Raw genomic sequence first — 14,629 nt, 5'->3', positions numbered from 1 at the left:
TTTTTATTTACAAATAAAATTAAAGCCCTGTAATTAAATACAGGACTTTAATTCATTTAAGCTATAAGGATAAGGATTTTCTTTGTATTATATATTCAATAAAACTTTAAAAAATCCTCTTTTATTTTTGCAAATGATATGGAACTGTGATGAGGACTACATTTCTCCGATACAGCAAAGAGGTGTGTATTAACAGACTCGACTGATTGTGGAGAATATTTTGCCAACCTTTCTTAGGCAAAAATTGCGGAATGATGACAGAGACTTGATAGTTTGATTTACTCGCTAATCTTTCAGCTTTGTCTATGAATTTCGTTAGTGGTTGCACAATACTACGATAAGGAGAGTACAGTGTCACCAACTTCACATCGGGTTGCCACTTCTTCCACTGTTCCTCAAACTTTCTCGTATCCTCTCTTTCAAATGCAATATATACCGCAATAATTTGATCAGCTGACAACGATTTGGCGTAATTTAATGAATTTCTTACAACTTTCGTAATGCCTGCGACAGGAACAATAATAACATTACCTTCGATTTGTGGAATTTCTTCATCAGCTATTAATCTGAGCTGTGGACCCACCGAATCGTAATGTTTTTTTATACGATGGAAAGCAAAGATAATGATTGGTAAGAAAATAAACACTGGCCATACTGCAGGCAATTTTGTCACGAAAAACACAATTGTTACAACAAATGATATCGTCGCTCCAACCGAGTTGATGATTAGTTTTGTTACCCAGCCTTGAGGTTTTTCTCTTATCCATTTCACAATCATTCCCGTTTGAGATAATGTGAAAGGTATAAAAACCCCAACAGCATATAAAGGAATTAAATTCTCCGTATTACCATTAAATACGATGATTAATAGAATTGCTGCCAAACTCAATAAAATAATTCCATTAGAGTACCCTAAACGATCTCCTCTTATTTGAAACATTCTAGGAATAAATTTATCTTTTGATAGATTCACAGCTAGTAATGGGAACGCAGAATACCCTGTATTTGCAGCGAGCACTAATATCAACGCTGTTGTTCCTTGAATGAAGTAATAAACCATATTACGCCCGAAGCTTGCTTCAGCGATTTGGGATACAACAGTTGATGTCGCACTCGGTGTAATACCGTAATAATAAGCTAGGAAAACAATGCCTGAAAATAAAATCGCTAGCAAACCGCCCATTGCCATTAAAGTTTTCGCCGCATTTACAGGTGCAGGTTCTTTAAAATTTGGAATAGCATTCGAAATGGCTTCGACACCAGTTAAAGCAGAACTACCTGAAGCAAAAGCTTTTAATAAAATAAACAAGCTAAGCCCTGCGACAGGGGTACCAATTGATGTATGCAAATTCGATGGAACATTACCTGTCACAACATTAAAGATTCCTACACCAATCAAGATAAATAACGCTAATACAAATAAGTACACTGGATATGCTAAAACAGAAGCGGATTCCGTCACGCCTCTTAAATTCAAAATCGTTAGTAAGATAACGAATACAATGGCAATCTCCACATTATAATCATGGAGACTTGGAAGCGCTGATGTTATAGCATCTGTTCCAGCAGATACACTAACAGCCACCGTCAATATATAATCGACTAATAATGAACCACCAGCAACAAGACCTGGATTAACCCCGAGATTTTCCCTCGATACAACATAAGCCCCTCCTCCATTAGGATAAGCATAAATAATTTGACGATATGACAGTATAAGTGCTGTTAAAAGAATGATGACGCCAAATGCAATGGGTATCGAATACCAAAGCGCTGTTGCTCCAACTGTCACTAAAACGATCAATATTTGCTCAGGACCATACGCTACAGAAGATAACGCATCTGATGAAAGGATCGCCAATGCTTTCGTTTTATTTAACCTTTGTTCACCCAATTCAGTCGATTTCAAAGGTCTACCTATCAACATTCTTTTCAATGAGGCTTTCATTTTTCTCACCCAATCTAGAGGATTTTTTACTTTTAGAGAATAAAAAAAGCCTACAGGTCATCAACAAATAGACCTGTAGACATTAGGATTCATGTCTAACAAGCTCCACCTTCCTTCTCATATAACGCTTACGAGGTTAGCTGTCGGATTCGGGCCTTGAGTAGCCCTACCTTCTTTAAAGGATTCACCCCTAGGATTACATTGCAATCCATATAAACGGGTCCCCCGTGTATTTCACTTCAGCGATTTAGAAATTTGAAACTGATGTAATATTACTCCCAAGTTTTAAAAAAGTAAATAAATATTTTTTTACAAATAAAAAGTGACTTTTCTCAATGAGAAGTCACTTTAAACTGAAGACCTACTATTCTAATTTACTCGCCTATTTTGGAGCGTTTATTAAATACTTATAAGAAAATTTTTCGTTCTCTACTGAAGAATAGACATTCCTCTAACTTTTCTATTAATCCATACTAAACAAGTTCATCTCCAGGAACGCCAATATTAGATTTTCTCATTAGATATGTAATACATAGCGCCAATGCTATACTCACACAAAGTAAGATTACTTTAGCATCGACGTAATCAAATAACGCACCAAAAATTAATGCGCCAATAGGACCTGTACCAACTGATAACGTTTCGATAATACCAAATACTCGACCGCGGTACTCATCATCGATCGATCGTTGAAGCACTATACCAATCGGTGTATTCGCACAAACACCCATTGCAGAAAACACGATCATCAACACCATATAAAAAATGAAAGTGCTAATACCATTAATATTCATAAATAAAGGAATTGTAATACTAGCAACGACGGCACACATCATAAACGCAGCACGCTTTACAAAATGCAACGGTGATTTCAAATCGCTACGAGTAGATAAATAAATAGAAACTACAAGCATACCAATCGCTCCTGCTCCTTGAATAATACCTACTTGAGTTGACGGTATACTTAACTTTTCAACTAAGATAAAGACGAGCCCCACACTGACGGCTGAAAAGAAAAAGTTCATCCATAGTGTTGTCATCAATAAAGTTTGCACAAGTGGCTTTGTACGTAAATACTGGAATCCTTCCTTCATGCTCGCTACCATCGATTCTTTTCTCTTCTTCATAGGTACTTCAAACAATGTAAAATCCATCGTAGCTTCTAAACATAGCGCGATGACATAGGCTATAAACATCGTCATTAGGAACACTTCCATTGAGACAAATCCAAATAACATGCCTCCAATAGACGGCCCACCAATTGCTCCGATAGAATGTGACACCTGATTAAAAGACACCGCCTTCTGTAAACGTTCCTTACCAACTAAATTCGGTATAGAACTTGAAAAAGCAATACCATTAAATGCTCCGAATGTAGAAAAAACCGCCGTAATTGTATATATGGCAGGCACTGATATTCCGTACATCAACGTATAAACAATCAAAATACCTACTGACAAACTAATACCAACCATACTTGTCACAACTACACGCTTCTTTGGAAAACGATCCGCCACATACCCCGCAACTGGTGCTGCTAGAGCACGTGGGAGTACATTAAATAGAATATTTGTTGCAAAGCTAAGTGCTGAACCCGTAACAGATAATATGTATAAACTCATTCCAAAGTTGAATACGCCAAAACCAAGTGACGTCAACATCTTACTCACTAGAAAGGTATACAAATTGCGCTGTGCCTTTCCCGACTGGCTATCTCTCAAATTACTCTACCCTCTAACATCCAATATTTTTCGGTTCCCGTAATAATTTATTTTACGGTTTGAATGTATTGAAGTCAAAGTACCCTCTATATTTATGAACAAGTAAAAACGATTTATCAAAAGTAAATAACTGACCTACTTTAGCCAGTCTATTCGAAAAACTATTCTCTTTCCATATCATTTCTACATGTCTTTGTGACATTTCTTATATAGATTATTCTGCAACAATTTCTTTTTGTGCTTTTTTAGTTAATTTTTCAAAAACTAAATTATATGAATGTACAATTAAATTTTCGAATATATCAACAGATAAATCCGACTCCAAATACAATGAATTCCAGTGTGTTTTGTTCATATAATACCCTGGAACAATGCTCTTGTAAGTCTCACGTAACTCTACAGCCCGATTAGGCTCACATTTTAAAGTTATGATAGGCTTTCTTTCAGCATCTCCACCTAACATTGCAAACATCTTTCCACCTACATGATAACGATCCGCTTGCCAATCCACTTGATAATCATGCGTTATACCTGGTAGTCTCTCACAAATTTCTTTTAATTTTTCTTTATCCATTGAAATTACTCCTTTTATAATATAGTCATTTCTGTAAAGAACCGATATAAAGTTTGACTATTTTTATCTCCTTAACCATTATAGATTCCCCCTATTTATCCATTACGATAAATTCTGTTGAGTCGTTACTAAATTCCATCAACTTAGTAAAACCGAGTTTTTCATATAGATGAATAGCTCTATGATTAAATTTAGCAACAGTTAAACGGATTGGTAAAGAATTTTCATTTTGAATATGATTAAGTATGAATGAAAAGAAGGTATAACCATACCCTTTACCTGTTAATCCAGGCTTCATTCCTATACCAATATCAACTCGTCCCTCTGAATAGGCGCCAAACATAGAACCACTTGGTACTTGCGCGGACTGTCCAGTACAAAAAAATCCGATTAATTCTCCATCACTGTCTAATACTGAATAATAAGGATTTTCTAGCATCTCATTTAATGAGTCTGTGTCTAAATCATTGTTGTAAAAATCATATGGTGCTTCATATCTCCAACTTAAAATCTCCTTTGCAAAATTTACATTCATTTTACCAACAAATAATTCTTGCATTGAATCACCTCTTCCATTTGCTATAAAACAATCTTATTTACCAGTTATTTTTAATCTACTTTCAATATTTGCTTTGCATTTCCAAAGTTATGACGAATTCTTAAGTCGATTAATTATAAAATTACCATTACAGAAATAAATTAATCTAAATAAACTGGTTCTTGTGGATTATTTAAACTTTTAAATACCCATTCAATTTGAGATTGTGTATTCCGAGCTTTTGATAAGGATGGTAATTCATCTTCTGAGAAAAACGCCACCGCATTGGTTTCAATACCCTTCATTGGTTCCCCGCCAATTATTTCACATCGAATAAACATTTTATAAACATGATAAAGAGATGGGGGATGTGGATGGCACTTCTTATCTAGTACGCCTAATAACTTAACTGCCTTTACATCAAACCCTGTTTCTTCTTTTACTTCTTTTACTGCGACTTCATTTGGCGTCAGCCCAATGTCAGCCCATCCCCCTGGTAGTGCCCAATAACCATCAGTATTTTCTCTAACCATTAATAATTTATTATCTTGAAAAATGACTGCTCTAATATCTACTTTCGGAGTGGCATAACCAGTTTCATTTGCAAATAGATCCTTTATTCTCTTCTTATCTATTCCTGTTTGATACGACAGCATTTCCACGCTAATTTCCCTTATTAACTCAAACCTTTCCAAGTCGTAGACATCCTTTGAATAAGTTAACCCCGCCTGCGCGATAGATTGAAGCTGTTTCGCCCATTCAAGCCATTTAGGTTCCATTTATCATCACCATCCACCCTAACTAATGTCATATAATTACATTCAATTATATAAAACACATGACAACTTGTATATTATTCAAGAAAAGATTACATTTGGAAAACGATTAAACAAAATGGATTCTCTACATTTATCACAAATAAAACGAAGATAACGGCAGCTTATTTTCTTCTATCCCCCCTAAATTTCCTGGGCATTCTATGTAAGCATCCAATTTTACTTTTACTATAGTGATATTAGAACTAAATTGATTAACTATTTTGATAATTTATTCTAAATATCTCTTTATAGAATATAACGGATTATAAAGGAGGAATTCAAAGGGACAAATTAAACATTGCCTAGGTAATATTGGCGGAGACATTGCTTTATTCATTATGATTGGCCAAACGTCGGGTGAATTTCTTTTGTACAAAAAACTAATATGAAAAGGATGGATAATATGCCGAAAATCGAATTAGGTAAATACAAAATTTTATCATTTTATAGTGATTTAGAGGTTGTTCCTCCTGGAGTAGATCTCATCAAAGCGAGAGAAGTTTGGACAGAGGCTTCCGAAGGTAGTGGAGTCGTTGTAGCCATTTTGGATACGGGTATTGCCACACATCACCCTGATTTAACAGACGCCATTATCGGTGGATATAATTTTACAGATGATGATAATGGTGAGCCAAGCATCTTTGAAGATCATAATGGCCATGGTACACACGTTGCTGGAATTATAGGAGCTAGAAATAATGGAGTGGGTGTTATAGGTGTAGCACCTAAATGTAACTTACTCATCCTAAAAGTGTTAGATAAAAGAGGGGCTGGTTCTTATGATCAATTAATCGAAGCTTTGGATTATGCAATGAAGTGGACAGGTCCTAATGGCGAGAAAGTAAGCGTGATTAATATGTCGCTAGGAGGTCCTACACATACAAATGAATTATATAAAACGATAAAAAATGTATATGATGCAGGTATTATTATCGTTGCTGCAGCTGGCAACGGCGGTGATGGTGATTCTGAAACATACGAAATTTCATATCCTGCTTTTTATGAAGAAACACTTTCGATAGGGTCTGTAAATAACGATTTAGTCCCTTCTGTCTTTTCTCATACTAATCTAAACCTAAAATTCATGGCACCTGGTGAAGATGTTTTATCGACTCATTTAAATGGGCAATATGTGAAATTAACCGGGACTTCAATGGCAGCTCCACATGCTTCTGGTTCAGTTGCACTAGTTTTAAATCTCGTACAAAAATATGATCAAATGCTACTCCCATCACAAATTGAAAGATATTTTAGTAGTCATTCGAGAAAAATAGATTTCCCTATCAGCCAAGTGGGTAATGGCTTTATCCAATTAAAATAGGAGGGGTTAGTATGGGAACCGATGCGGATTGGGTTTATTTAATCTCAAATTTTGGATTTCCAATTGTAATGACAATATACCTTTTAATACGTTTTGAAAAAAAACTAGAACGATTAACAGTTGGATTAGACTATCTCCGTGAAGTAATTGTTCAGAAGAAAAAAGGGTGAATTAAACAATCGAATCTCTTGTCTTAACTAATCTGGCCATGATTATGGAAAGGGTCATAATATATGAAAACAAGATCGACGAATACTAGAAAATTCATAAATGTAGAGGTGCAAAATAGATAAATTATGACCCTTTCATTGTAATTTAGTAGTTAAAATTTACTAATTATAAATTTTCTTATAAAAAGCGGGAAGTCCCATTACAAAAAAACGTTATTTATTTTTAATAATGATATGTGTTTTTTACCAAAAATGATAAAAAAGATACATTTTCATTTCAAATATGTGTGTTATCGTTAAAATTAACATAATTACTAAATTAACCCATAAACTAGTAATATAAGCGATAATTCAAACACCACTTTTGCTCCCTTAAAAATTCTAAAATTCATAATACTATTTCTCGATCAATTTGTTTTATATTTCTCTTTCACATGAAAGGAGGAGTGTAGCTGATGACAGTTAGAGAAGAAGAATTTTTCAAGAAATATGATGCTATGATGAAACAACCTATTATGAAAGAATTCTTAAAAAGTGGTGATAATCAACATATTTTTCATAAGGCAATCAATGACATGGACAAAGAAAGTATCGAACAACTAAATGCATCCTTTCGCAGATACTATAAAAACATTATTCTTATTTCTTATATCTCAAAAACCATCCACTTTTCTGCAATTGAATTTGATAAAAAATTACGTAGCTATTATCAAAAAAACCTTCCTATTCCCGGTGTAACTGAAGAATCCATCGCCCAGGAAAAACACCTATTAATGGACCTTCTAATGTCGACGGATGAAGATACGACTTTTATCAACTTTCAACGAAAACAAAAAAACATTAGTGACTATATTGCTAATGCACATCTAAACTCTAAGATGAAATTGCTATCAAATAAGCAATTACGTATTTTGGAATTAATCTACATTCATAATTTTAATAACAAACAAATCGCAAAAATATTAAACGAATCAGAACAAACTATTTCATATAACCATCAAGCTGCTTTAAAAAAATTAAGAAATGCATGTAAACAGGAAAAATAAAATGAGGAATTACTTGTTCAATTCACGTTTGTTATAGTGATAATCTACTTAAAATCGCAATCATTTTTTACGTAAAATATTATGTTTTGTTCTTATACCCTTTATTTAGATTTCAGAAAGAAATGGGGGAACATGATGGAAAACCAAATCTTGCATGAAGTAGAAAACAAAGACCTAGAACGCATACTAGAAATCTTTAGACCTGCTATTAAGAAAAGTTTGATTAACACTCGTATGCAAGAGCGAGAAGATTTGGAACAAGAGATCAGTATGAAAATCTTAGAGAAATTAAGTTATTTGCAAGAAATAAGAACACCGGATTTTTTTGAGTTTATCGAATATCATGTAGATTAATTTGATATGAGCTGATTCTATAGTTTCATAATCATAAGCGTCCCTCTTTACGAAATGCTCATGATTTGGTTCTAGTAAAGAATCCGCAAGATCATTTTGGTAAGCCCAAAATTTAAAAATAAGAGGGAACGTGTCCATATTGCTGATAAGTCTTCCTACAATTGAGTTAAAGATGGATAATCTCCGAAAAAGGCAACGAACAAAGGACGAGTTATGTTAATGTTGGTGCTAATATGTAGTGGGCACTTATCATGGCTATGCCTGCATTTGTTGTCTTTTATAAAAATTTAACTTAGTGAAATAAAAAAGAACTCATTTTGATAAATTACTTCTCAAAATGAATTCTCCTATAAGCAATCTGATATTAAATCTTTTTAACGAATTCCGATTTTAATTTCATTGCTCCAAAACCATCAATTTTACAATCAATATTATGATCGCCTTCAACTAAGCGAATGCTCTTTACTTTTGTCCCTATTTTCAAAACAGAAGAGCTACCTTTTACTTTAAGGTCTTTAATAACCGTAACCGAATCACCATCGTTTAATACGTTCCCATTAGCATCCTTGATGACTTTTGTATCTTCACTCTCTTCAGATTCTAAAGTCCATTCATGCGCACATTCTGGGCAGACAAAAAGACTTCCATCCTCGTAAGTGTATTCTGAATTACATTTCGGGCAATTTGGTAAATCTAACATCGTGTTTTTTCCTCCGTTCATTTTGGTCCATTTTCCCCTAAAAATATTTATAGTGCTCCGTATAAATAGCTATTACGAGCTGGACATACTAAAATTATATAAGTTGTTGCTTGCATGCTTATATACTGTCATAGTCCTTTCAGATTTACAAGCATTCCTTCAATTCCCGTTTTCACCAAAATGAATTATCATTTATTCTCTCCTCTATAATTCTTTTACATCCCCATTTTTATGCAAATAAAAAACGCCCGATTTTCCAGCTTTAAGGCTGCATTTTCGAACGTACTAATAACAATAATTTTATTACTATTTTTTATTTACTATTTAGTATTTGATATAACTCACCAAGCTTTTGAATCTGATACGTTGGCATAATTTCAGTGTTATTTGACTTCATATGCGGATTAAACCAACATGTATCAATGTTTGCTAGCTGTCCACCTTTAATATCTGAACTTAGAGAATCTCCGATAATTAAAGTATCTTCTGCCAAGAAGTTAGGAATTCTTGCAAAGACGTAATCAAAGTATTCCTTCATCGGCTTTTGAAAACCTGTATCTTCTGAAACAAAAATATCTTTAAATAGCGTATGTAATCCTGAAGCTCGTAGACGTTTGTCCTGTGTTTTGGAAATACCATTTGTCACTATATATAAATTATATTTGTCTTGTAGGCCTATGATTAATTCCAAGGCACCCTCTATAAGCTGATGTCCCTCTTCTAAATGAATTCGATAATTTCTTTCTAATAAGGTTCCATCAACTTCCTTACCATATTCTTTGAATAGAAGAGAAAAGCGCGTATTTACTACCTCATCACGACCAATTTCACCCTTTTCAAAAGCACTCCAAAGACCTTGATTAATTTCCTTATATCGCTCTTCTATCTCTTTCGTTAAAGGTAAGTTTTGATCTTTAAAAAGTAAGTATAATGCCTCTTTCTCCGCTGCTCCGAAGTCTAATAACGTATCATCTACATCAAATAATAATGTCTGATATTTTTTCAAAGTTGCTCCCCCACTTCTGCTGTTCTACCACCAAATTTATAGACAATTATACCACCAGCTATGACTAGTACACCTAGTAACTGCCGGAATGTAAAAGGAACTTGCTCTAAACCAAACCACCCTAGTGAATCCCATAATAATGCAAAACTAAGTTGTGATGTCAGTACAATTGAAATGGCGTACGTCGGACCAAGCAATTTGATTCCATTCAAAATGCAAATAACGACGCCGACCCCTATTAATCCACTGAACCAATACCATAGCTGCATATTATGTAAATTAAATACGTTTCCACCTTCAACAATTAGTCCCATCGTTAGTGAAGCTAAAAATCCCATTCCTAACACTAATGTCGTTGAAGCCCAAGAACCTGTATGTTCATTCACTTTGCTATTAAAAATATTTTGCAAGCCCACTAATGCACCTGCCACAAGCGCTAATATTAATCCTACAATCATCATCACTACTCCCATCTATATTTGATTCATTCATAAATATTGTGATTGGCAAGTGTGCTTAATGCTTCACGATTTGTCACGATAATTGACTCTTTAGTACGTTCAATTAGCCCTTCTGCGCATAATTGCTGGATTACTCGATTGAGATGTCTATAACTCGTTCCGATTAAATCCGCTACATCTCCTAAACGATTTGTACTTAGTCCTCCATCATATTGTGCATCAGAATCATAAAAAGAAATGGACAATAGATAACTAGCTAATCTCACTTCTACTGGATATAGCAAATTAAAGCTTAAAAAGTTGGATTTTATATGGAATTTTCTTGTGATGGTATCAAGTAAAAATCGTAGTAATGGCGTATATTCACTCCCATATTTTTTTAGCCATTGATAATGAATACCAATCATAACAACAGGAGAAACAGCTTCAACTGTATTAATAATATCTACATCTTGAACGTATTCAATATCACCAATTAGATAAAGTGGGGTCTTAAAAGAGAGTATTAATTTTCTACCTTCCGAGGAGCTTGTAAAAATTTTGATTTTCCCTTTTACAAGTATATAAAGGTATTGCGACGAATCTCCCTGTGAACAAATATCTTCCCCCTGGTCGAAGCTATACAAGGATAAATGCTCTATTAAAGATTTATTAAAAATGGACTCTAATTGATACTCTTTTAAATAGTAATTAAGTTGCTCACGATTATCTAATTTCTTCATGAATCGATTCCACCTCCTATATTTCCACCTTAGTCATTCTAAACGTTTCTCAGAAACCTAAAATAATTACTCCCACTACCATCATTCCAATACCGATAAATTGTGGTAACTTCATCTGTTGCTTTCCCACACCAAACCAACCTTTAATATCAATAACAAAAGTCAAACCAAGCTGGGCAATGAGCACTACTGATATAGTTAGCGTAACACCAATTCGATGAATCGCCGAAATATTACTAAAGATAATTATGGCGGCAAAGGCTCCACCAACCAAATAGTAAGGTTTTACTTTCTTGAACATTTGCAAGCTGCCATCTCGGACAAAAAGGAAGATCAACAAAGCCATGACAAATCCCGTTAATTGCGTTATTGTCGCAGTTTGCCAAATGCCCATATCTTGGCTAATTCGTGCATTAGCTACCCCTTGTAGCGTAATAAAAGCCCCGCCTAAAAATGCAAAGAGAACTCCGCGCATACTTCACTCCCCCTATTTAAATTGTTCTCTCTATTAAAAAACACATGCACTAATTTTGGGAAGGACATATGTCCCTAAAACGTTTGATTATTTAATTTCATATAAAAACCTCAAAAAGGGATTACTAAGTATCCACAATTTGAGGCAGTTTACTATATTAATTAAAACCACACTTTATAAATGCTTATGCTCTACACGCCGCACAAAAGAAAATCCTGCTTCAGGACGATTTATTAAATAAATACTTATTAATATCAATACTAATCCTAACAATAAAGAATATGTAAATGGTTCATTTAGGAACAGCGTACCAATGACAACTGCAATTAAAGGTACTAAGAATGTAAAAGAAGCTACTTTGCTTGATTCACCAGAACTCATTAAATAGAAATAAGCTGCCGTTGCACCTGGGACTGCGATAACCGTTCCAAATAATAAACAACTAATATAACTAATATTCCATGTTATATCTGAAATTTGTTCTGTTGCTATACCCCCCATACTTAAGATTGTTCCACCAATAATACTTTGAATTGCGACGAGCCATAGTCCATGTACTTGTGAACTTGTTTTTTTCACATAAACAACACCAACTGCCCATCCAATACCTGTAATAAGCGCTAACATGATACCAAATAATGATACATTACCTGTAAAACCATCCAACGATACTGCAGCTACGCCTAAGAAACCTATAACAAGCCCCACTACTTTAATGGCAGATAATGATTCGTTTAGCCACATCCAAGCTAAAATTGGTACTAACACTGGTTGTAAATAAACAATAACGGAATATAAACCTGATGGTAAATATTGTAGACCAACTGTTTGTACACCATTAAATATAACGGTATTCAACAAACCAACTATCACATAAACTTTCCAATTCCTCTTCCATTCGATTTTGCGCCATTGTGTTAATAATATTCCGGCTAATAGAATACCACCAAATAATGTGCGCATTCCTGCATATAACAAAGGCGGTGTATAATTAAGAGCCATTTTGTATATCGGCCAACACATTCCCCAAGCGATGACCACAAATGTGATTAATAAAGCGGTTTTTGCACGTGATTCTCTCTGCATCCCTGTATCTCCTTTGATTTTAACAATGTTCCAAATATATTTACCTGATTTTTTAGAATCATCTATCTATTATTTTGGTATCCATTATTATATCTTAAGATAGTATTCTTCGTAAGTAAGGTTAAAAATATTTTATCCATTCATCTATTATTCGAAGAAATAAAAAAGAGCCATTGAGAGATAATTCCCTCAATGGCTCAATATATAAAATCTAATTTTCTATCATTACAATGATGCGCGATAAATATCCATTACATCTTCTTTATTCAGTTTTGTAAAATTACCGAATTCACCATAAATCATCGCTTTGTCAGCCATAACTTCTAGCTTGCTATCATCAATATCATAATCAGCTAGTCGTGATGGGGCGCCGATGCTGTTCCAGAATTCGCGAAGTTTTTGAATACCTTCTAATCCCGCTTCTTCATCAGTTTTCCCTTCAGGATCAACACCAAATACTCTTACAGCTAACTGTTTAAAGCGTGCTGGTTTGACTTTTAAATTGTGTTCCATCCAATGAGGGAATAGAATCGCAAGTCCACCACCATGAGGAATATCATAAACTGCAGAAACAGCATGCTCAAGATTATGAGATGCCCAATCTCCACGGTAGCCCATATTTAAAATACCATTTAATGCCATAGTACCGTTATATAAAATCGTAGAACGATACTCATAATTTTCAAGGTCATTTAACAGCTTTGGTGCAGTCTCGATAACAGTTAACAGTAATGATTCACACATACGATCTTGGAAAAGAGTGTTTTCTTCAAGATGGAAATAATGTTCTAACACATGCGACATCATATCTACCATTCCGTAAATCGTTTGATCTCTAGGAACAGTATACGTATTAACTGGATCTAAAATTGAAAATTGTGGGAATGTGACAGTACTTCCCCAACCATATTTTTCGTTTGTTTCCCAATTCGTAATAACAGAACCAGCGTTCATTTCAGATCCTGTTGCAGCAAGAGTTAAAACCGTTCCGAATGGAAGTGCTTCTGTTGCAAATGCTTTTTTAACTACTAAATCCCATGCATCACCGTCATATTTTGCACCTGCAGCAATAAGCTTTGTACAATCAATTACACTTCCGCCACCAACTGCTAAAATGAAGTCAATGTTCTCAGCTTTACAAATCTCAATTCCTTTTCTAGCTGTTGAAAGCCGAGGGTTTGGTTCTACTCCAGATAGCTCAAAAACCTCTACGCCAATTTCATTTAACATATTCATTACATTGTCATATAGGCCATTACGCTTAATGCTTCCGCCACCATAAACAACTAATACCTTTTTACCAAATTTCGGCACCTCTGTTTTTAACTGCTCTAACTGTCCTTGTCCAAAAATTAGTTTCGTAGGATTCCAAAAAGTGAAATTTTGCAAAATAAAAAACCTCCTTATTCTTCCTTCATTATATATTTTATTTCTAAAAACTAACAATCATTTGATTACATGCTAAACAAACACTTTTCAATAATTTATATGTATAAAAGATTCTTTAAATCCTCACAAAAAACCCAACTTCTGTTAGGAATACAATTAAAATTAACTGATTGCTATCCATAAAAAGTTGGGGTTTAATTGGGAAAAACGGCTGCACCATGCTCTCCTATTATCATGATTTTTTAACTTAAAATTAATATATTCATTTATAGCTTCCTGAGAAAATCATTTTTAAAACCA

16 protein-coding genes and 1 riboswitch are annotated in these 14,629 nt (G+C 34.2%); of the genes, 4 read left to right on the top strand and 12 right to left on the bottom strand.

What is annotated here, in order from left to right; translation table 11 throughout:
* Positions 1-121 precede the first annotated feature (121 nt).
* From MHH98_RS00960 to MHH98_RS00940, 5 genes are all read right to left on the bottom strand, one after another.
* Positions 122-1,948, bottom strand: coding sequence for an APC family permease (locus MHH98_RS00960; RefSeq protein ID WP_038186446.1), 1,827 nt, complete (start codon positions 1,946-1,948; stop codon positions 122-124).
* A gap of 109 nt (positions 1,949-2,057) precedes the next feature.
* A riboswitch (cyclic di-AMP (ydaO/yuaA leader) is annotated at positions 2,058-2,203 on the bottom strand.
* A gap of 218 nt (positions 2,204-2,421) precedes the next feature.
* Positions 2,422-3,669, bottom strand: a complete 1,248-nt coding sequence (locus MHH98_RS00955) for an MFS transporter (protein WP_340712175.1) — start codon at positions 3,667-3,669, stop codon at positions 2,422-2,424.
* 214 nt (positions 3,670-3,883) lie between these two features.
* The gene (locus MHH98_RS00950) at positions 3,884-4,243 is read right to left on the bottom strand and encodes an MmcQ/YjbR family DNA-binding protein (protein WP_038186450.1); all 360 of its coding nucleotides are present in this window, start codon (positions 4,241-4,243) and stop codon (positions 3,884-3,886) included.
* A gap of 91 nt (positions 4,244-4,334) precedes the next feature.
* Complete coding sequence (locus tag MHH98_RS00945) at positions 4,335-4,802, bottom strand: GNAT family N-acetyltransferase (protein ID WP_076034734.1); 468 nt, start codon at positions 4,800-4,802, stop codon at positions 4,335-4,337.
* Between the two features lie 140 nt (positions 4,803-4,942).
* On the bottom strand, positions 4,943-5,560 hold the full coding sequence (locus tag MHH98_RS00940) for an NUDIX hydrolase (protein WP_038186455.1): 618 nt from the start codon (positions 5,558-5,560) through the stop codon (positions 4,943-4,945).
* 442 nt (positions 5,561-6,002) lie between these two features.
* Between MHH98_RS00940 and MHH98_RS00935 the strand changes: the two genes are divergently transcribed.
* The 4 genes from MHH98_RS00935 (at position 6,003) to MHH98_RS00920 (ending at position 8,490) form a co-directional block, all read left to right on the top strand.
* Complete coding sequence (locus MHH98_RS00935) at positions 6,003-6,920, top strand: S8 family peptidase (RefSeq protein ID WP_038186457.1); 918 nt, start codon at positions 6,003-6,005, stop codon at positions 6,918-6,920.
* A gap of 11 nt (positions 6,921-6,931) precedes the next feature.
* On the top strand, positions 6,932-7,090 hold the full coding sequence (locus MHH98_RS00930; RefSeq protein WP_038186458.1) for a YvrJ family protein: 159 nt from the start codon (positions 6,932-6,934) through the stop codon (positions 7,088-7,090).
* A 455-nt stretch (positions 7,091-7,545) separates the two neighbouring features.
* Positions 7,546-8,136 (top strand): sigma factor-like helix-turn-helix DNA-binding protein, encoded by a 591-nt coding sequence (locus tag MHH98_RS00925; RefSeq protein WP_083669642.1) that lies wholly within the window; start codon positions 7,546-7,548, stop codon positions 8,134-8,136.
* 135 nt (positions 8,137-8,271) lie between these two features.
* On the top strand, positions 8,272-8,490 hold the full coding sequence (locus tag MHH98_RS00920; protein ID WP_038186460.1) for a helix-turn-helix domain-containing protein: 219 nt from the start codon (positions 8,272-8,274) through the stop codon (positions 8,488-8,490).
* A 364-nt stretch (positions 8,491-8,854) separates the two neighbouring features.
* Here the strand turns inward: MHH98_RS00920 and MHH98_RS00915 are convergent, their stop codons facing one another.
* The 7 genes from MHH98_RS00915 to MHH98_RS00885 all read right to left on the bottom strand — a co-directional run bounded on the left by MHH98_RS00915 (position 8,855) and on the right by MHH98_RS00885 (position 14,329).
* Positions 8,855-9,190 (bottom strand): zinc ribbon domain-containing protein YjdM, encoded by a 336-nt coding sequence (locus MHH98_RS00915; RefSeq protein ID WP_076034731.1) that lies wholly within the window; start codon positions 9,188-9,190, stop codon positions 8,855-8,857.
* 313 nt (positions 9,191-9,503) lie between these two features.
* Complete coding sequence (locus MHH98_RS00910; protein WP_076034730.1) at positions 9,504-10,196, bottom strand: YjjG family noncanonical pyrimidine nucleotidase; 693 nt, start codon at positions 10,194-10,196, stop codon at positions 9,504-9,506.
* A complete protein-coding gene (locus MHH98_RS00905; protein ID WP_038186463.1) occupies positions 10,193-10,654 on the bottom strand; it encodes a DMT family transporter in 462 nt (153 codons plus the stop codon). Before MHH98_RS00905 ends, MHH98_RS00910 begins: the two co-directional genes overlap by 4 nt.
* 26 nt (positions 10,655-10,680) lie before the next feature.
* Positions 10,681-11,379: a Crp/Fnr family transcriptional regulator gene (locus tag MHH98_RS00900; RefSeq protein ID WP_038186465.1), complete on the bottom strand. Its 699-nt coding sequence runs from the start codon at positions 11,377-11,379 to the stop codon at positions 10,681-10,683.
* Positions 11,380-11,428: 49 nt separating this feature from the next.
* Positions 11,429-11,854, bottom strand: a complete 426-nt coding sequence (locus MHH98_RS00895; protein WP_340712174.1) for a DMT family transporter — start codon at positions 11,852-11,854, stop codon at positions 11,429-11,431.
* A 174-nt stretch (positions 11,855-12,028) separates the two neighbouring features.
* Positions 12,029-12,940 (bottom strand): DMT family transporter, encoded by a 912-nt coding sequence (locus MHH98_RS00890; RefSeq protein WP_340712173.1) that lies wholly within the window; start codon positions 12,938-12,940, stop codon positions 12,029-12,031.
* Positions 12,941-13,165: 225 nt separating this feature from the next.
* Positions 13,166-14,329: an iron-containing alcohol dehydrogenase gene (locus MHH98_RS00885; RefSeq protein WP_076034729.1), complete on the bottom strand. Its 1,164-nt coding sequence runs from the start codon at positions 14,327-14,329 to the stop codon at positions 13,166-13,168.
* Positions 14,330-14,629 lie beyond the last annotated feature (300 nt).

Source organism: Viridibacillus sp. FSL H8-0110 (genome assembly GCF_038003565.1).
Lineage (GTDB): Bacteria > Bacillota > Bacilli > Bacillales_A > Planococcaceae > Viridibacillus > Viridibacillus arenosi.
This window is presented reverse-complemented; position numbering and strand designations above follow the sequence as displayed.